Consider the following 19,805-nt stretch of genomic DNA (forward strand, 5'->3'; position numbering starts at 1 on the left):
CTCACAACAATTATAACACTAAGTTTTAGGAGTTGGTAATAAAAATAAGTATTTATTGTTAAATTTCAATTCTTACAAAAGTGTAATTTTCTTGTAAGCTAATTCGATAGTGACTCCCCCCAATATCTTATACAATCAAGTTAGAAAGTAACAACAACCATTTGAAAAGGAGCGGATTTATATGATGAACAAAATGAAAACAAACAATTTCTTAAATACAATGGGCATGGTATTTTCCGCTCTTATCGATGCAAAAGCTGTTGCTTCTACATTAAACAAGTAAGGAGAATTTATAATGAATAACATAACTTTTAACAAATTAGATTTTTTAGGCCTAGCTAGCGGCGCGGTTCTTCTTACTGCTTTCATCTACGCTGCTACGCTTATATAACTTTGTGTCCCCTTTCCCCTTCATCCCGCTATTTGCGGGCAGTAAGACTCCCACCTCAAAATTCGGCTGTAGCAAAGAAGTTAGGTGAGAGATCCACTGCCCGTAAACGCCCGATTGGTGATGGCTAATAATCAGTGGGGAATGAACAAAATCCCCACTGATTAAAGTTTCACTTTATATAGAAAAAGACGACCGTCTATGCCGGTCGTCTTTTTAATTTTTTCTTTCCTTCAATTCTTTTAAAAGCTGTATCAGTTCAGCTTGTTGTTTTATATTCTTACGACCATTTCGATTAATTGCTGCAAGCTCGCAGGCAACTCCAGCAGCAAAGAAAAACAATAAACTTTCTAACATGTAAAAATCCTCCAGTTGCCTATTAAACAGCTTGACGCAATTGCTCTTCTTGTAAAACTTGTTTATTTATATTTTCTTCTTTTCTCTGACAAACATTATTACGAATAAGCGCTGCAATAACAAATAATGTTCCTAATACATCAAATGTCGTTATTTTATATCCTTGCATCATCATAATAACTAACGTAGTAATTGGCACAAAGTTAATAAATAAAATACCATTAATTGATGATAAAATTTTCACACCGTAGTTCCAAGCAAGTAGTGCTACGATACCTGGTAATGTCATCATAAATAACAAATCATACTTCACAACAGAAATCGTTCCCATACTTGGAACTGATACATATCCAAGTGAGGTAATGATCATAGTTATAATTCCTGTAACTGCTGTCCCAAATACACAAGTTAATGTTGAATAACGTAATGTTGACCAATCGCTACACGTTTGACCACCCATCGTATAAATAACCCAGCCTACAACACCAACAAATATAAATGCTAGTGAAAACATATTATCTTTCAATGTTAAAAAGAAACTCATATCACCTTTCGTAATAACAAATACAGCCCCTACAAACGCGATAATCATGCTCGTTATCATATACTTCTTCGGCTTTATATTTTTATATCCCCATAAAATACAAATTGAAATCATCGGCATAAGCGCCTCCATAATAGAAGCTACCATTACACCTGATTTTCCCATTAACATTTGTCCTAGAAAAATTAATACATTGTATACGGTAAACGCCATTGTTCCAAAAAAGATGAGTAACTTTCCTCTTCCTTCTAAGCGAAATGCTTTCTTTCCTTCTTTCATTAGCAATAATACAATCAGTACAATTGCTACCGCCCCATAACGAATAAACGAAAAATAAAACGGATCTATGTATTCTAGCGCATGATCAGCAACCGGAAACATCGCTCCCCATGACATACTTGCAATTAAACACGCTAAAGCACCTATTATCATTTGACCTTTTCTCACCACAATCCCTCGCTTCTTTCTATTTGCACAAGGAGAATTGTAAAAGAAAAAATATATCACGTAAAATGATTCAAAATGATGTTAACTATCATTTATAATGATAGTTAACATCAAGGGGGAGCATAAAATGGAATTAAGAGACTTACAAATCTTCCAAAGTGTTGCCAACCGCGGTAGTGTAAGCGGCGCAGCAAAAGAATTAAATTACGTACAATCAAATGTAACCGCACGTATTAAACTGTTAGAAAACGAGCTAAAAACACCACTCTTTTACCGTCATAAACGAGGCATGGCTTTAACAGCTGAAGGAAGAAAAATGCTCGTTTATGTTCATAAAATTTTGCAAGATGTTGAAGAGCTAAAACAAGTGTTTTTAGATAGTGAAACACCATCTGGTATATTAAAAATTGGTACAGTCGAAACAGTCAGTACATTACCTACCATTTTGTCTTCTTATTATAAAAGCTATCCAAATGTCGATTTATCATTACAAGCTGGTCTAACAGAAGAACTTATTAGAGAAGTACTCGATCACCAATTAGATGGTGCCTTTATATCAGGTCCTATTAAACATCCACTAATTGAACAATACGATGTTAGTACTGAGAAATTAATGCTTGTTACACAAAATAAAGCTTTTCATATAGAAGAATTTACTACGACGCCCCTACTCGTTTTTAATCAAGGATGTGGATACCGTTCCAAGCTTGAACGATGGCTTAAAGATGAAGGTTTGCTACCAAAAAGAATTATGGAATTTAACATATTAGAAACTATATTAAATAGCGTAGCGCTCGGTCTTGGGATTACACTCGTCCCCCAGTCTGCGGTGCAGCACCTTTCTACAGCAGGTAAAGTACACTGTCATCCGATTCCCGAGAAATACGGTAGTATTTCAACTGTTTTCATACGCCGTAAAGATAGTTACATGACCAATTCGATGCGCAGCTTTTTAAAAACAATTAAAGAGCACCATCATATCAATATGCTGTGAAGGACATTCTTACACGAATGTCTTTTTTTCTTACAAAAGTGTAAGTCTTTCGTAAGCTAATTCGATAGTTGCAGGCGGCCATATTTCATCTAATTAAGACAGAAAGCAGGGTAACAACAATTCGAAAAGGAGCGGATACGCATGATGAACAAAATGAAAGCAAACAAATTTTTCAATACAATGGGCATGGTGCTATCCGCACTTATCGACGCAAAAGCAGTTGCAACTACATTAAACAAATAAGGAGAGATTATTATGAACAATATTACATTTAACAAATCAGACTTTATCCCGCATTAACGGGCAGTAAGACTCCTACCTCAAAATTCAGCGAAATCAAAGAAGTTAGGTTTGGGATCAACTGCCCGTAAAAGCCCGATTCGTTCAACTAATAATCAGCGGGGGATAAACCCCCTCACTGATTAAAGTTTCACTTTATCGGACTTGTAAGTGGAGCAACTCTTCTTACAGCTTTCATTTACACACTTGCTCAAAGTCTCGTTTAACAATTTGTTTCCCAAACCCCCTTTATATAGAAAAGGCTGCTCGTCTTATAGACAAGCAGCTTTTTAGTTTGTTTCATATATAATTTGGCCTGTTTTACTTATATCATATCCACCAATTGCTTTTAATTCATTGTGAAACTCTTCAGATTGCAAAATTCCTTTTATAACCTCAATAAGTTCCTCATTTTCTTTATTCTTCAGAAGTACTAAATCATACTGTTCTTTCATTATTGAAATAAAGTCTACATTTACAATTTGGGAAAACTTTTCTGATCCTACCCCAACATCAGCTTTTCCATTCGCGACTTGCGAGGCAACACCAAGGTGATTCGATTCTTCCCATTCATACCCGCTAATATCTTCTTTACTTAATTTTTGAATTCGCAATTGCTCATCCACTAACACCCTAATACCAGAACCTTTTTCTCGATTTACAAATCGTATAGATGACTGAGCTAAATCGGCCCATGTTTTTATATTTTGTGGATTCCCTTTTTGCACATAAAACCCAACATTTCTCGCTAATAAATTAATCATAATATATGGTTGTCCAACTAAAATACGTTTTACGTAAGGAACATTATATGTACCTGTTTCGCCATCAAATAAATGCAAACTAACGACGCTTCCTTCTCCTTGGTACATCTTCACTAAACTCGTTAAACTACCTTGATATGCTCTTAATATATTAGAATTTGGCAGACGATTTTCTATGTGTTTTGCCAACATATCTAACGTTAGTTCTTGACCACTAATGATGCGTGTATTCGAACTACTAATTTCGTCCTTCTTTACAGAAGTAAATTGCACCTTACCTGTTTTCATTTGCTTTATATATTGTTCTAAATCTGCTGCATCAATGCGCATTTGTCTACCAACCCTATAAGAAGGAAGTTCTCCTTTTTTTATTAGGTCGTATACAGTTAATTTTGATACTTTTAATCGCTTTGCTACTTCTTCCGTTGTGTAGGAATGATGATCCATAGACGATTCCTCACTTTCTCCCTTCATTGTAACAAAGAAAAGAATATTTCTCCTAGTTTTAAAAACAACTATATCGTTCAAATTATATTCAATTATAACTAGTTATATCTAATTATAATTAGTTATAATTAGTTTAGTAAACAAAGGGGGATTTTTTCATGAACAAATTTACATTACGATCCATTGGGGTACTTATACTTTCTTTTCTTCTTATATTCAGTGCAGCTTGTTCACGCGGAGAAAAGTCAGCTGCTAAAGAAGGAGAATCAGTGGAGCTGACTATATCAGCGGCTGCAAGTTTACAAGATGCATTAAAAGAAATTGAAAAACAATATAAAGAGAAAGAACCAAATATTAAGCTTTCCTTTAACTTCGGTGCTTCTGGTGCGCTGCAACAACAAATTGAACAAGGTGCGCCCGCTGATTTATTCTTCTCTGCAGCAGAAGATAAATTCCAAACTCTTGTTAAAAAAGGATTCATTAATGAAAAAGAAGGGAAAAACCTTCTTGGAAATGAACTAGTTCTAGTCGTTCCAAAGGATAGTTCTCTTACAAAATTTCAAAATTTAAAAGATGAGAAAATCAAGAAAATCGCACTTGGTACACCCGAATCTGTACCTGCAGGAAAATACGCAAAAGCTTCTCTCACACATGAAAATCTTTGGAATGACGTTCAAAATAAAATCGTATTTACAAAAGATGTTCGCCAAGTGTTAACATATGTAGAAACAGGTAATGTTGATGCTGGTATTGTATATAAAACAGACGCTCTCGTTTCAGACAAGGTGAAAATTGTAGAGGCGGCAGCGGCTAATTCTCATGAGCCAATCCACTATCCTTTAGGTGTTATAAAGGAATCTAAGCATAAGAAAGAGGCGACTTCATTCTATGAATATTTGCAGTCAAAAGATGCACAATCTATCTTTAAGAAATATGGATTTACAATCCTGCCATAATTACTATGAGCTTTGATACAATTTTGCCACCTGTCTTTCTATCTTTACGAGTAGCTGCGTGCGCCACCATTATCGTTACGATTTTGGGAACGATTATTGGACGAGCATTAGCGCGCTCCTCGTGGCGATATAAAGTACTACTAGAAACTATTTTCTTATTACCAATGGTGCTTCCACCAACTGTCATCGGCTTTTTTCTAATTATCATTTTCGGAAATAACAGTCCCATTGGAAAGTGGATTGAATCATTATTTCAGCAGTCCATTATGTTTACATCTACTGCTGCTATCATTGCTTCTACAGTTGTTGCATTTCCGCTCATGTACCAATCAGCAAAAACAGGATTTTCTATCGCAAATGTACAAATCGAAGATGGCGCGCGCGATCTTGGTGCAAGTGAATATCAAGTTTTTTTACATGTCACACTCCCGCTTGCATTTCCTGCGTTACTAAGTGGTATGATTTTAAGCTTTGTTCGCGCACTCGGTGAATTTGGTGCAACTTTAATGTTTGCAGGAAATATACCTGGAAAAACTCAGACGATTCCAACGGCGATTTATATGGCTATTGATGCAAGTAATATGCAACTAGCTTGGACGCTTGTAATCATAACGATTAGTATGTCCTTTCTATTCTTACTATGCATTCAACTCATTAATAGAAGAATTACTACTTCTTAAAGCAACTTTCGACAAAAGTTGCTTTTTATTTCCCGAAAAATAAAATGATTTAATAATTGACTGATTTTTACCTCTTATTTAAATATACATTTTATTTGAATTCACTTTCTAAAATAGGTAATTTCCTGTTATTATATGAAAGTGTTTCAAAAAATGAAGAAATGAAAACGCATTTATATCGTAAATTCTTCATCCTGTTTTAGCGATCGGTAATCTTCTACTCTATTAGTGGGGCATTACCGATCGTTAGAACGATATGTAATTATATTGGTATAGAAAACCGAAGGGAGTCTTGTAATGGACATTTTATTAGCGCTTCTTCCTGCAATCGCATGGGGAAACATCTTATTAGTAAGCGTAAAAATGGGCGGTGGTGCATATAGCCAAACGGTAGGTATGACAATCGGTGCTCTATTCTTCGCAACAACTATGTATGTATTTACTCAACCAACTTTAACAATGACAGTCTTGATTGTTGGCTTTATTTCAGGTTTATTCTGGGCTTTAGGACAAGTAAACCAATTAAAAACAGTTGAAAAACTAGGTGTTTCAACTACTGTAACTATTTCTACTGGTATGCAACTTGTTGCAACTTCTATCTTTGGAGTTATCGCTTTTCGTGAGTGGACTACTACTACAACGATTGTTCTGGGAACGATTGCAATCCTATTAATCGTAGTTGGTGTTGTATTCACATCACTAGATGATAAAGAAAATGCACAGCCACCAGGACAATTGAAAAAGGGACTTCTTACTTTAATTGTTTCTACTTTCGGTTATCTTGTATATGTAATTATTATTCGTTGGTATAACATCGATGGTTGGTCTGCTATTTTACCACAGGCAGTTGGTATGTTTGTTGGTGCGGTTGTACTGACATCTAAACATAAACCATTTAACAAATATGCAATTCGTAATGCTTTATCTGGTTTACTATGGGGAACAGGAAACTTATTCTTACTTCTTTCATTACCACGTGTTGGAGTAGCAACAAGCTTCCCATTATCTCAAACTGGAATCGTTATCTCAACATTCGGTGCGATTGTCTTCTTAGGTGAAAAGAAAACAAAACGTCAATTGATCTTTATTGCACTAGGTAGTGTTTTAATTATCGGCGGCGCTGTATTGCTTGGTATGACGAAAGCATAAACTTATAATTTATCAATCCCTGAAGCATAAATGCTTCAGGGATTTTTAATTATAACTATTTTTCAAGTATAATAATCTTCATACTCCTTTTTATCCAATTGTATTCCCTCCACTATAAGCCGTTTCTTTTTACAAAATTCTCTTAAAAATGGTATCGTTTTTTATAACATATTCTCATCAGAAAGGAATAAAGGATATGCCTAATAAACATCGAATTTTATTTATTGGTGCCGGTCGTATGGCAGAAGCCATATTTGCTGGACTACTTACAACAAGTAAAGAATACATCGAAGAAATTATTGTTTCCAACCGAAGCAACAGAGAAAAACTAACGCAATTACAAACTCAATATGATCTATCGATTACAACTGATTGGAAGCAGCATATTAAATCTGTAGATACAATCGTTTTAGCAATGCCGCCTGTCGCACATGAACAGCTATTAGCGGATCTATCCCCTCTTCTAACTAATCAATTTGTCGTGACAGTTGCTGCCGGAATCGGACCATCTTATCTAGAAGAAAGGCTTCCCCAAGGGACACCTGTTGCTTGGATTATGCCAAATACAGCTGCTGAAATCGGAAAGTCTATCTCCTTATATACGACGGGACATTCTGTAGATGAAACACATCAAGAAACGTTACAACTTCTTTTAAAGGGTATCGGTACCTCACAGTTTTGTACCGAAGAAGAAGTTCACCAACTTACCGCAGTTACTGGTAGTGCACCTGCTTTTCTCTATCACTTTGCTGAAGGTTTAATTGAAGCAACGAAAAGCTATGGTATTGATGAGGAAACAGCAAAACACCTTGTCATTCAAATGATTGCTGGCTCTGCCGCTATGCTTCAGCAAAATCAGGATCCAGCTATGCTCCGCGAACAAGTAACAACACCAGGAGGTTCAACGGCTGAAGGCTTAAAAGTTCTATATGAAAATAATTTTTCAGAAGTCATTCAACAAGCAGTGGAAGCAACCAATAAAAAAGCTAGGGGGAATTAATATGACTTTAACAAGTTTAAACGACTATACAACATTACATAACGGCGTAAAAATGCCTTGGTTCGGCTTAGGTGTTTTTAAAGTAGAAGATGGTACAGAAGTAATTGATTCTGTAAAAGCAGCTATAAAAAATGGATACCGTAGTATCGATACTGCTGCGATATATAAAAACGAAGAAGGCGTTGGACAGGCAATTCAAGAATCTGGTATTCCTCGTAAAGAGTTGTTCATCACTTCAAAAGTGTGGAATAGTGATCAAGGTTACGAGTCAACATTGCAAGCATTTGAAACTACATTAGAAAAATTAGGTCTAGAATATTTAGATCTATACTTAGTACATTGGCCTGTAAAAGGAAAATACAATGAATCATGGAAAGCTTTAGAGCAGCTTTATAAAGATGGTCGTGTTCGTGCTATCGGTGTGAGTAATTTCCACATTCACCACTTACAAGACGTATTTGAAATTGCTGAAATCAAGCCAATGGTCAACCAAGTGGAATACCACCCTCGCTTAGCACAAGAAGAATTACATGCTTTCTGTAAAGAACATAACATCCAGCTTGAGGCTTGGTCACCATTAATGCAAGGGCAGCTACTGGATAATCCAACACTACAAGAAATTGCTGCAAAACATAATAAATCAACTGCACAAGTTATTTTACGTTGGGATCTGCAAAATGAAGTTGTAACAATCCCTAAGTCTATTAAAGAACACCGCATTATTGAAAATGCGAACATCTTCGACTTTGAATTAAGCTCGGAGGATATGAAAGCAATTCAAGCTTTAAATGAAAATCATCGCGTTGGTCCAGATCCAGATAACTTTAACTTCTAGTAGGGAAACCACTGCCATATGCAGTGGTTTTTTTATTTTAAATAAAACTGAAAATTTAAACTATATTCCATTTGATTGACACTTCATTATCTAAGGTGTAAGATTTTGAATTATCAAAGAAACGCAAAAATTAATAAAATTCATTTACTCATTGTATCAAGAGAGGTGGAGGGACTGGCCCTTTGAAACCTCGGCAACAGGTTCATTTTGAATACTGTGCCACTTCCTGCAAGCTTTATGCTTGAAAGATAGAATGAGGGACTTCGTTTATATACGGGTGCATAACTTGTACGTAAAAATCCCTCTTTCTCAATACGAAAAGAGGGATTTTTGTTTTTCATTCCCTCATCATCATCCAATCTTATTAACTATTTAGGAGGAAAATCAAATGAAAAAGAAGTTTGTACCCGGTATTGCATCAGTTGTAGGAGTAAGTATTTTATTAGCTGGTTGCGGTAGTTATAAAAACGAAGCAAGCGGAGCAAATGCAAAAGATGAGGCACCTAGTAAGCAAGTTTTAAACTTATCTTCACCTACTGAGATTCGAACAATGGATACGGCTCGTGCTACAGATACTGATTCTGGTCAAGTAATGAGAAACGTATTTGAAGGTTTATACAATCTTGGCGAAGGTAATAAACCTGTTCCTGGCGCTGCAAAATCTCATGAAGTGAGTGGCGATAAAACGAAATACACATTCCATTTACGAGATTCAAAATGGTCGAACGGCACACCTGTAACAGCGAAAGATTTTGTCTTCGCTTGGCAAAGAGCTGTTGATCCAGCAACAGCCTCTGAATATGCTTTTTTATTCTTTGATATTAAAAACGCTAAAAAAATTAATAGTAAAGAGCTTCCAGCCGATCAACTTGGTGTAAAAGCAGTTGATGACCATACGTTTGAAGTAGAATTAGAGCGTCCTGTTCCGTATTTTATTAGCTTAACGGCGTTCCCAACATTTCTACCAATCAACGAGGAATTCTTTAAAGCACAAGGTGATAAGTACGCTTTAGAAGATAATAAAATCTTATACAACGGAGCTTTCACACTAAACGATTGGAAGCATGAACAAAGCTTTAAATTTAAGAAAAACCCTACCTATTGGGATAAAGATAATGTCAAACTCGAAGAAATCAATTTCAACGTTGTAAAAGAGAAATCAACGGAAGTAAATTTATTTGAATCAAAACAATTAGACCGTATAAAATTAACGTCTGATTTCGTTGATAAGTATAAAAAAGATGGGAACTTTAAAGAACGTCCAAATGTAGGCGTACAATTTTTACGTATGAACCAACAAAACAAAGTACTTCAAAATGTCTCTGCACGCCAAGCGATTGCTCAGACAATTGACCGAAAATCCTTTGTAAATACGTTATTAAACGATGGCTCTACACCAGCTAATAGTCTCGTTCCAAAAAACTTTGCAAAAGGACCTGACGGAACAGACTTCCGTACTGCAAACGGCGATTTAACAAAAATCGATACAAAATCTGCACAAGAATTATGGAAAAAGGCAAAACAAGAACTTGGATCTGAAAAAATCACATTAGAATTATTAACCAGTGATGGTGACCTTGAAAAGAAAACTGGTGAATTCTTAAAAGGACAACTAGAAAAAAATTTAGACGGCTTAACAGTAAATATAAAACCTCAACCGCGTAAGCAGCAAGTTTCACTCTTATTAAAAGGTGACTACGAAATTGGAATTGACGGTTGGAGTCCTGACTTTGCTGATCCAATTACATTCCTTGAACTATTTACGACGAATAACCCTTACAACTTAGATCATTACTCTAATAAAGAGTTTAATGACACAATTGAAAAAGTTAAAACTACCTTGGCTGGTGATGAAAAAGCTCGCTGGGAAGCGTTACTAGCATCAGAAAAAATATTATTTAAGGACTCTGTTATCGCTCCTCTTTACCAAAAAGGAGAATCTTATTTAGAGCGTTCTTATGTAAAAGGAATTGTGCAAGTTGACTTTGCAGGCCAGTTAAACTTCAAGTGGGCAAAAATCGAAAAATAAATTGTAACTTTGATCAACGTTATTCCACCATACTAATTATTTTTTCATAAAATACATTAAAAGTAGATTCCTTAATACACGGGAATCTACTTTTTCAATATATTATTTCAAGAAATTAACATTCTGTTTTTATTATTGACATATAGTTCTTTCCAGTGTTAATATTCTAAATAATCAAAGAAACGAAATATTTCACCACCAAAATGTAATGTCTACTAAGTTGAAACATATAACGATAGATTATAGTTCGACATGTATATACATATAGAACACCTGATTACCTACATACACATATTTATAATAGGTTTTCTCTTCTTCTATAGCTACACTTTAAGACATGGACATTATGACGTTACGAACAACACATTTAGGGAGGAAAGAACAATGAAGAAAAAAGTTGTACCTGTTGTTGCATCAGTTTTAGGGGCGAGTCTACTACTAACTGCTTGCGGGGGAAATAAAGAAAATGCAGGCGGAGCGAAAGCAAACGATAAAGCACCTAATAAACAAGCAATTAACTTATCATTTGCTTCAGAAATTCCAACAATGGATGTTGCAAAAGCAACGGACGGGGAATCTATGAACGTAATGCGAAATGTTTTTGAAGGTTTATATGCAATGGGGGAAGATAATACACCGATTCCTGGTGTTGCTGAATCGGTTGACATTAGTCCAAATAAAACAAAATACACATTCCATCTTCGTGATTCAAAATGGTCAAACGGTACTTCTGTTACAGCAAAAGATTTTGTTTTCGCTTGGCAACGTGCCGTAAATCCTGAAACAGCTGCTGAATATGCATTCTTATTCTTTGATATAAAAAATGCGAAACAAATAAACCAAAAAGAAGCAGCGATCGATCAATTAGGTGTTAAAGCTCTTGATGATAAAACTGTAGAAGTACAACTGGACCGCCCTGTTCCCTACTTCTTAAGCTTAACAACATTTTCAACATTCTTACCAATTAATGAAGAGTATTTAAAATCTCAAGGTGATAAATACGGTTTAGAAACGAATCATTTAATTTACAACGGGGCTTTCACGTTAGATAACTGGAAACATGAACAAAGCTTCCAATTGAAGAAGAACCCTAACTATTGGGATGCTAAAACTGTAAAACTAGAAGAAATCAACTTCAATGTCGTTAAAGATAAGTCTACAGAAGTTAACTTATATGATTCAGGACAAATTGATCGTGTTGCTTTAACTGCGGAGTTTGTTGATAAATATAAAAACGATGCAAACTTTAAGGAACGCGCTGAAGTCGGTATTCAATTCTTACGACTAAATCAAAAAAATGCAGTATTAAAAAATCAACATGCACGCCTCGCTATTAACGGAGCAATGAATAAAAAAGCGTACGTAGAAACAATTTTAAATAACGGTGCAATCTCGGCAGAAGGAATGGTTCCTGCAAAATTCGCAAAAAGTCCGGACGGTAATGACTTCCGTAAAGAAAACGGAAACCTAGTTAAAGATGATGTGAAAACAGCAAAAGAAAACTGGAAAAAGGCGAAACAAGAACTTGGTACTGACAAAGTAACAATTGAACTATTAACAAGTGATAATGCTTTAGCTAAAAAGACTGGTGAATATTTAAAAGGTGAATTAGAAAAGAATCTAGATGGATTAACAGTGGATTTAAAACCTCAACCACGTAAACAACAGTTAAAACTACTATTAAGTGGTGATTACGAAATCGGAATCGATGGCTGGGGCCCTGACTTCGCGGATCCTATTACATTCTTAGATCTATTCACAACAGATAGTGCTTATAACTTCGATAAATACTCTAACAAAGAGTACGACGAGCTTATTCGTAAAGTAAAAACTGATTTAGCTGGTGATGAAAAAGCACGCTTTGAAGCAATGAAGCAAGCTGAAAAAATCTTATTACAAGATGGTGCTGTCGCTCCTTTATACCAACAAGGTCGTTCTTACTTACAACGCGGATTTATTAAAGGACTTGTAACAACTGACTTCGGCGGTGAATTTAACTACAAATGGACAGAAGTTGCAAAATAACAAACGCTAGTAAAAAAGGTATCCACATGAAGGATACCTTTTTTACTTTATACGTCTTTAGCTACAAAACCTCTTCCCTTTACTATTCCTGTTATACCTATAGTGATTCTCGCTACCAATTATGTAACTAGTATAATAAATAATAACGAAATAATATTTTTCTCTAAATTAACTCCACCAAATATTATTGTGTAATAACCATTCGCTACGTATGTTGCGGGAAATAATTCGCCGATTGTTTAATATGTTTTAGAAAGCATCACTGTATTTCCAAATACAGTGATGTCTATTTATGTTAATGATAAGAAAGCGCAAAGGCATTCTTTAAAAAGAATCATATACATACAAATTACTTTCAATTTAATTAATAAGCATGTGTCCCCCTTAAGGAAATAATTTATTAGGTTTATACATAATTACATGAAATTGGGAAAAACTTGTATAGAAAGAAATTACATAAGGAGGAATTTATAATGAGAATTTTACTATCAGCTTTATTAGCTCTTATGCTAGTACCTGTATTAACAGGATGTAAAGCTCCTGCAAAAGAAGATACAACTTCTAATAAGAAAACGACTGAAGAAGCAAAAAATGAGGCTCCTGCAGATTTAAAACTAAACTTTAATGAATTTGATTTAAAAGCAGACTATCAAGATACGAAGAAAGATTACGAAGCTGATTATAAAAATGTAGCAGCCGATAAGAAAATGGAAGCAAAAATTGAAGACCATAAAACAGATGTGAAATTCACAGGCAACGAGGCTGTTACTAAATTAAGTCCCCTTCTACAAGAATTAAAATTTGATAAAAATACGCCTGATCAAGAAGTGATTGATCAAGTAGTAAACGTGTTCAAGCTTGATAAAGACTATCAAAAATTTAATTTAGAAGTTGTTTTCTCTGACGGAACGAAAAAGGAATATAAGAAAGAAATAAAATAAAGAAGTAGGCGATTGCCTACTTCTTTATTTTTTAATTTTTACGTATCTTAGTTCTGGACTAGAACCAATAATGAATTGGACGCCAGATACTGATGATTTTTGTAAATACGAAGCGCTTGGGAAAATAATTGGGATCAATGGTGTATCATCAAACATAATATCTTCTGCTTTATGCAATAAGTCAAAACGCTTATCTTCGTTTTGTTCAACTTCTGCCTCTTTTACTAAAGCGTCAAATTCTTTATTATGCCATTTTGCATAGTTGTTTGGACCATCACCTGCATATAAATCTAGTTTAGTAATCGGATCCAATAGAGAGCCGCCCCATCCCATATAAGCTAATTGGAAATCACTTTGCTTATATGTGTCGATGTAACTCTTCCACTCTTTATTTTCTAATTTAATATCTACACCAAGATTTTTCTTAAACATTTCTTGCATTGCTTCTGCTACTTTTTTATGTTGTGTATCTGTAGTGAATTTTAATGTCACTTCAGGTAATGTAGACCAACCTTGCTCTTTCATGCCCTCTTCTAATAATTTTTTCGCTTCTGCTGAATCGAATTTTACGTAATCGCCTTTTTCTTTACGGAAATCACGACCACCTTGTGTTTTTGCCCCTTCTGGAACAAAAGCATATGCTTCTTGTGCATTATTTTTATACAGTTTTTCAACGATAAACTTACGATCAACCGCTAATGAAAATGCTTTACGTACTTTCGCATTTGTAAACGGCTCTTTTTCTACGTTAAACGAATAAATATAAGATGAGAATCCTGCAACACGCTTATATTCTTTGTTTCCTTTTTCTTTTTCAATCATCTCTTGTGGTAAGCTACTTAGCAAATCTAATTCTTTTGACTTGTACAATTGGTACGCTGTTTTAGAATCTGGAATAATACGAAACTCAATTTCTTTTAATGTTACCTTTTTATCATAGTATTCTTTATTTTTTTGTACTGTAATAGCTTGGTTATGCTTCCATTCTTTTAACGTGAATGGTCCGTTCGTAATTAACTCTTTTGGATCTGTTTTTAATTTATTATTATCATCAATTGATTTTTTAGATAATGGAATAAATAATAAACTTGCTAATTTTTGTTTAATAGAAGCAACTGGGTGCTCAAGTGTTACCTTTAATGTTTGAGGATCAACGACTTGAATACCAACTTGTCCTTCTTCACCTTTTCCAGTATTATATGCCTCTGCTCCTTTAATAAAATACATTTCTGTCGCATTCATAGAACCTGTTTTTGGATTTAATAATCGCTTCCATGCAAACTCAAAATCATTTGCTGTAATAGAAGAGCCATCTGACCATTTAATATCTTTCTTTAAATGAATTGTATATTCAGTTCCATCCGCATTTACTTCTTCTTTCTCTGCCAATTCATTTTGATATTTCCCGTCACTATCTTGCGTATATAAACTTGAAAACAACTGTCCAATTATGTAACCTGACGTGCTATCTGTCGCAATGGCAGAATCAAGCGTATATGGATCACTACCAATATTCGTTACTAATCGATCTCCTTCTCCCTTACTAGCACTTGCTTTTGAAGTGTCTTTCTTACCGCAAGCAACAGAAGTTATTGCTAAAACAGTCATAATGACAAATAATAAAAACTTCTTCATCCTACATTCCCCTTTAACCTAAAATTTTTGGTGTTGATGCTAATAATGTTTTTGTATAAGAATGTTGTGGATTACGGAATACTTCTTCCGTATTTCCAAATTCAACAAGTTCTCCTTTGTATAAGACAGCCACTTTTTCACATAAATAGTGAACCATCGGTAAATCATGTGCGATAAATAAATATGTATAGCCTTGTTCCTTTTGAATCTTTTGCAGCAAATGTACAATTTGGATTTGCAGTGAAACATCTAATGCTGAAATTGGTTCATCAAGGATTAATACTTCTGGCTCACATAATAGCGCTCTTGCAATGGCAATACGTTGACGCTGTCCACCGCTAAATTCGTGGGGATAACGATCAATATATCGTCTATCTAATCCAACACGCTCTAGTGCATCACCTGCGACTTTATCTTTCAATCCTTTATCGCCTAAACCGAATGAAATATATCCTTCCGTTACGCTATCGCGTACTTTCCAGCGCGGATTTAATGCAGCTGTGGAATCTTGAAAAATAAACTGTACTTTCTGTAAGAAATTCCGCTTATTAGCCGACTTCAGCGTGTGAACAACTTGACCGTTATAATCAATTTCACCAGACGTTGGTTTTTCAATCCCAGCTATGAGCTTACCAAGTGTTGTTTTTCCTGAACCACTTTCTCCGATAATGCCAAGAGTTGTTCCTTTCGGAATAGAAAGTGATATACCTTTTAACGCTGCGATTTCTTTATTTTTAATTCCATACGTTTTCGTTACTTGCTTTACAGTAATTAAATCTGTCGTCATGAGGCATTCACCTTCTCTTTTGATTTCGCTTTATTATGCTCCAGAATATGCTGCCAGCAATGTGAACTATGCTCCTCAGAATATGTTGTTCTCTCTGGGAAACGATGGATACATTCTTTTAGCGCTACAGGACAACGATTCACAAACGGGCACCCAAAACTATTTAACGTTTCAATTGAAGGTGTTGTTCCCTCAATTGCCCGGAGTACCTTTTCTGAATCATCCATATTCGGAATTGCTTGTAATAAACTTTTCGTGTAAGGATGCTTAGGAGAGCCAATTACTTCTTGAATCGTTCCTTTTTCAACAATGCGCCCCCCGTACATAACAACTACTCGGTCAGCGATTTCACGCACAAGTGCCAAATCATGAGTAATTAATAAAATACTCGTATTTTGTTTTTCTTTTCGCTCTTTTAATAACCCCATAATTTGTTTTTGAATTGTTACATCTAACGCCGTTGTAGGTTCATCTGCAATAACGAGCTTCGGGTGACATGCAAACGCAATTGCTAAACAAATACGCTGCCTCATACCTCCGCTTAACTGATACGGGTATTGTTCAAAGCGTTTCTCTGCTTCATGTATCCCTAAATCATTTAGTAAGTTAATTGCAATTTCTTTTGCCTCTTTTTTCGATTTCTTTTCATGCTGCACAATTACTTCTGTAATTTGTCTTCCCACCTTCATCGTCGGATTTAAAGATGAAAGCGGGTCTTGAAAAATAAAGGAAATATCTTTCCCGCGAATTTGATTCCATTCCGATTCTTGTAAATCTGTTAATTCCTTTGATTGGAAAGATACATTTCCATCATCAATATGAATTGATTCTTGATTCAAGCCGATAATTGATTGTGCTGTAACACTTTTCCCTGAACCACTTTCTCCGACAAGTGCAACTATTTCACCTTCGTTAATAGAAAAGGAAACATGCTTCACAATTGCTTGCTTACTATTCTCTTTTTCAACGGCCAACGTTACGTTTTCTAAAGATAAGATTTGTGCCATGTTTTTTCTCCTTTCGATTACGTTTTACAATTTTCGGATCAATTGCATCTTGCAAACCATCACCAATCGCATTAAATGCGAACATGATTAGTGCAATCATGATTGCCGGGAAGAAAAGTTGCCACCATTCTCCGCTTAGTAATGTCCCGAGTGCATCGTTCGTCATCGTGCCCCAACTTGCCGCTGGTGATTGTACTCCAAGTCCGATAAAACTTAAAAATGATTCTGAGAAAATAGCTGCTGGAATTGTAAATGATAAATTTACGATAATAATCCCTGTTAAGTTTGGAATTAAATGCCCATATATAATTTTCATATGAGGTGTACCTAATCGCTCTGCTGCAATAACAAACTCTCTTTGTTTCAATGAAAGTACTTGCGCCCGAATGAGACGTGCCATGCCAATCCATCCCGTTAACGCAAGGGCGATTATAATTGTAAAAAGTCCTGGTTTCATAACGATTAATAGTAAAATAACAATTAATAAATATGGGATACCGTATAACACTTCAATCCCTCTTATAATCCACTCATCAATTAACGTTCCAAGACGATTACGCCCTCTCACATATCCACTAAAACCTCCGATAAGTACACCAAGCCCTATATCAAGAGCTGCCGCTACCAATCCAACTATTAATGAAATTTTCCCACCAGCCCAAGTACGCGCCCAAATATCTCTACCTAAATCGTCTGTTCCAAACCAATGCTCACTACTAGGCGGTAAATTAGTTGCTTCTTTTACTTGTTCACTCGCAGTAAATGACGTTAAACTTTCGCCAATAAGCGAAAAAACAATAATTAGTAATAACGTCACTGCCCCTAAAACTGCTATAGGGTTTGATACAAACTTGCAAAACACTTCCTTTTTTCGGCTAATCGTTTGCTGATCTTTATTTATCGTTAATTCTTTCTTCTCTTCATTCGTTAATAACTGGTCATTAATTTCATAGGCCCCCATTTAAATATCCCCTCCTTACGTAATAGACCGAATACGCGGATCAACAATACGATGAATAATATCTGTAATGAAAATACAAAAGATTAATAATGAACTATAGAAAATTGTTGTTCCCATAATTACTGGATAATCTCGGTTAAAAATACTATCTACAAAATATTTTCCTAAACCAGGAATTGAAAAGATTTTTTCAATAACGAAAGTCCCTGTTAAAAGTCCAGCCATTAATGGGCCAACAAATGTAAGAACCGGAACAATCGCATTTCGAAGAGCATGTCTTATAATGATTTTCTTAATTGGTATACCTTTCGCTCTCGCTAGCTTAATATAATCACTCTGCAACACTTCAATCATATTAGAGCGAACAAATCTTGTAATAACTGCGATTGGCCCGAGCGCCAATGCGAAGGAAGGTAATACCGTATGCTCGAATGTTCCCCAAGACGCCACTGGTAGTAATTCAAATTGGATGGCGAATACTTGTATAAATAGTGGCGCTAAAATAAAACTAGGAATAGAAATACCGAGAATCGCAAGCAAGCTCACACTATAATCAATCACTTTCCCATGATATAGAGCGGCAAATGTACCTGCGGCAATTCCGACTAACAATGAAATAACAAGTGCTTGTAAACCAATAATTGCCGACGGTCCAAAACCGGTTGTTATAATTTCCGATACACCTTGACCTGTCGATTGAACAGATTCACCAAAATCAAAATGAACTACCCCATCCAAATAAGCAACATACTGATTCCATAACGGTTCATCAAGTTGATACTTCGCTCTCATGTTTTGTATTACTTCTTCAGGAAAGATTTTCGCATCTGACGAAAATGGATCACCTGGAATAATATGCATAATTAAAAATGTTACTGTCGTAATGACCCATAGCGTGAATACCATAACCGATAGTTTTTTAATAACATACACTTCAATAACCCCCTAAACAAATGAATTTACTTTGTTTTATTGACATATTTGTTCCCATTACTCCTTTTCCACTTCTTAAAACACAAAAAGCCTTGATCTTAAAAAATAAGATCAAGGCTTAATAAAACGATGCCCATCACTTATCTTGCAAGCCTTGCTTGCTGGAATTAGCACGGTGTTCTATTACAGAACCCGCTGCTGAGGTGTCATAGGGCCAGTCCCTCTACCTCTCTGGATAAGTAAATTGCTATATTATTATTTGGTTCAAATTGTATATTTTGAATTATAATTCTGAAAAAATGAAAAGTCAATCTAATTGGATATATTTAGAAAAATCAGTTTTTAATAGCGTTATTTCTTAAAATCACTACTTTAGCTTATAATAAAATTAATTACTTTAAAGGAGTTATAAAATGGATCCCTTACTTCTGGCTACTATAGGATTGCCATTAACAATCGTCATACTCGTCATCATTGGCTTCTACAAACTCTTCATTAAAAAGAAAAGCATCACTTCTTTTTACACTCCATTCGATAATATTACTGGACAAACAATTTCAGAATTTCATGAAGAACAAAAGGTATTAGTATCCGAGGATGAAGACGGAGATGGTAAGAAGAAAAAATAACCTTGCGCATGCGCAAGG

19 protein-coding genes, 1 pseudogene and 2 riboswitches are annotated in these 19,805 nt (G+C 35.2%); of the genes and pseudogenes, 12 read left to right on the top strand and 8 right to left on the bottom strand.

All coding sequences use genetic code 11. From position 1 onward, the window contains the following. The first annotated feature begins 295 nt into the window (after positions 1-295). A complete protein-coding gene (locus tag ACE38F_RS00510; protein WP_375371288.1) occupies positions 296-391 on the top strand; it encodes a DUF3948 family protein in 96 nt (31 codons plus the stop codon). Between the two features lie 213 nt (positions 392-604). Here ACE38F_RS00510 and ACE38F_RS00515 read toward each other — a convergent pair whose 3' ends face one another. Continuing rightward, positions 605-745 carry a YrzO family protein gene (locus ACE38F_RS00515; RefSeq protein WP_002151322.1) on the bottom strand — a complete coding sequence of 47 codons (141 nt, stop codon included), beginning with the start codon at positions 743-745 and terminating at the stop codon, positions 605-607. A 22-nt stretch (positions 746-767) separates the two neighbouring features. Next, entirely contained in the window at positions 768-1,736 is a 969-nt protein-coding gene (locus ACE38F_RS00520) for a DMT family transporter (RefSeq protein ID WP_375371287.1), read from the bottom strand. A gap of 127 nt (positions 1,737-1,863) precedes the next feature. On the opposite strand from ACE38F_RS00520, the gene ACE38F_RS00525 reads away from it, so the two are divergent. Both ACE38F_RS00525 and ACE38F_RS00530 read left to right on the top strand, forming a co-directional pair. Further along, positions 1,864-2,730, top strand: coding sequence for a LysR family transcriptional regulator (locus ACE38F_RS00525; protein WP_215555003.1), 867 nt, complete (start codon positions 1,864-1,866; stop codon positions 2,728-2,730). A gap of 425 nt (positions 2,731-3,155) precedes the next feature. Next, positions 3,156-3,236 (top strand): annotated as a pseudogene (locus ACE38F_RS00530) (DUF3948 family protein); the annotation flags it as partial. Positions 3,237-3,299: 63 nt separating this feature from the next. Here ACE38F_RS00530 and ACE38F_RS00535 read toward each other — a convergent pair. Further along, positions 3,300-4,247 (bottom strand): substrate-binding domain-containing protein, encoded by a 948-nt coding sequence (locus tag ACE38F_RS00535; RefSeq protein WP_375371304.1) that lies wholly within the window; start codon positions 4,245-4,247, stop codon positions 3,300-3,302. Between the two features lie 131 nt (positions 4,248-4,378). Between ACE38F_RS00535 and modA the strand changes: the two genes are divergently transcribed. From modA to ACE38F_RS00575, 8 genes are all read left to right on the top strand, one after another. Further along, positions 4,379-5,176 carry a molybdate ABC transporter substrate-binding protein gene (gene modA, locus ACE38F_RS00540; RefSeq protein ID WP_215555001.1) on the top strand — a complete coding sequence of 266 codons (798 nt, stop codon included), beginning with the start codon at positions 4,379-4,381 and terminating at the stop codon, positions 5,174-5,176. 5 nt (positions 5,177-5,181) lie between these two features. Next, complete coding sequence (modB, locus tag ACE38F_RS00545; protein WP_375371286.1) at positions 5,182-5,856, top strand: molybdate ABC transporter permease subunit; 675 nt, start codon at positions 5,182-5,184, stop codon at positions 5,854-5,856. Positions 5,857-6,153: 297 nt separating this feature from the next. Next, positions 6,154-7,005, top strand: a complete 852-nt coding sequence (locus tag ACE38F_RS00550) for a GRP family sugar transporter (protein WP_215554999.1) — start codon at positions 6,154-6,156, stop codon at positions 7,003-7,005. A 196-nt stretch (positions 7,006-7,201) separates the two neighbouring features. After that, positions 7,202-8,005, top strand: a complete 804-nt coding sequence (gene proC / locus ACE38F_RS00555) for a pyrroline-5-carboxylate reductase (RefSeq protein WP_215554998.1) — start codon at positions 7,202-7,204, stop codon at positions 8,003-8,005. Between the two features lies 1 nt (position 8,006). Continuing rightward, positions 8,007-8,840, top strand: coding sequence for an aldo/keto reductase (locus tag ACE38F_RS00560; RefSeq protein ID WP_375371285.1), 834 nt, complete (start codon positions 8,007-8,009; stop codon positions 8,838-8,840). A gap of 150 nt (positions 8,841-8,990) precedes the next feature. Further along, a riboswitch (SAM riboswitch) is annotated at positions 8,991-9,095 on the top strand. Positions 9,096-9,228: 133 nt separating this feature from the next. Next, positions 9,229-10,869 carry a peptide ABC transporter substrate-binding protein gene (locus ACE38F_RS00565; protein WP_375371284.1) on the top strand — a complete coding sequence of 547 codons (1,641 nt, stop codon included), beginning with the start codon at positions 9,229-9,231 and terminating at the stop codon, positions 10,867-10,869. A 384-nt stretch (positions 10,870-11,253) separates the two neighbouring features. Then, positions 11,254-12,894, top strand: a complete 1,641-nt coding sequence (locus ACE38F_RS00570; protein ID WP_375371283.1) for a peptide ABC transporter substrate-binding protein — start codon at positions 11,254-11,256, stop codon at positions 12,892-12,894. A 473-nt stretch (positions 12,895-13,367) separates the two neighbouring features. Next, on the top strand, positions 13,368-13,835 hold the full coding sequence (locus tag ACE38F_RS00575) for a YusW family protein (protein WP_215554994.1): 468 nt from the start codon (positions 13,368-13,370) through the stop codon (positions 13,833-13,835). Positions 13,836-13,859: 24 nt separating this feature from the next. Here ACE38F_RS00575 and ACE38F_RS00580 read toward each other — a convergent pair whose 3' ends face one another. The 5 genes from ACE38F_RS00580 to ACE38F_RS00600 are packed head-to-tail and all read right to left on the bottom strand — an operon-like array spanning position 13,860 to position 19,158. After that, positions 13,860-15,470 (bottom strand): peptide ABC transporter substrate-binding protein, encoded by a 1,611-nt coding sequence (locus ACE38F_RS00580; RefSeq protein WP_375371282.1) that lies wholly within the window; start codon positions 15,468-15,470, stop codon positions 13,860-13,862. A gap of 13 nt (positions 15,471-15,483) precedes the next feature. Next, positions 15,484-16,257 carry an ABC transporter ATP-binding protein gene (locus ACE38F_RS00585; RefSeq protein ID WP_341307885.1) on the bottom strand — a complete coding sequence of 258 codons (774 nt, stop codon included), beginning with the start codon at positions 16,255-16,257 and terminating at the stop codon, positions 15,484-15,486. Beyond that, entirely contained in the window at positions 16,254-17,264 is a 1,011-nt protein-coding gene (locus ACE38F_RS00590) for an ABC transporter ATP-binding protein (RefSeq protein ID WP_215554991.1), read from the bottom strand. Before ACE38F_RS00590 ends, ACE38F_RS00585 begins: the two co-directional genes overlap by 4 nt. Further along, positions 17,221-18,225: an ABC transporter permease gene (locus tag ACE38F_RS00595; RefSeq protein WP_375371281.1), complete on the bottom strand. Its 1,005-nt coding sequence runs from the start codon at positions 18,223-18,225 to the stop codon at positions 17,221-17,223. Before ACE38F_RS00595 ends, ACE38F_RS00590 begins: the two co-directional genes overlap by 44 nt. Before the next feature lie 15 nt (positions 18,226-18,240). Next, positions 18,241-19,158 carry an ABC transporter permease gene (locus ACE38F_RS00600; RefSeq protein WP_375371280.1) on the bottom strand — a complete coding sequence of 306 codons (918 nt, stop codon included), beginning with the start codon at positions 19,156-19,158 and terminating at the stop codon, positions 18,241-18,243. A 137-nt stretch (positions 19,159-19,295) separates the two neighbouring features. After that, positions 19,296-19,400, bottom strand: a riboswitch (SAM riboswitch). A 171-nt stretch (positions 19,401-19,571) separates the two neighbouring features. On the opposite strand from ACE38F_RS00600, the gene ACE38F_RS00605 reads away from it, so the two are divergent. After that, positions 19,572-19,787 carry a DUF3951 domain-containing protein gene (locus tag ACE38F_RS00605; RefSeq protein ID WP_000371390.1) on the top strand — a complete coding sequence of 72 codons (216 nt, stop codon included), beginning with the start codon at positions 19,572-19,574 and terminating at the stop codon, positions 19,785-19,787. Positions 19,788-19,805: the final 18 nt, after the last annotated feature.

The organism is Bacillus altaicus (assembly GCF_042136375.2).
GTDB lineage: Bacteria > Bacillota > Bacilli > Bacillales > Bacillaceae_G > Bacillus_A > Bacillus_A cereus_U.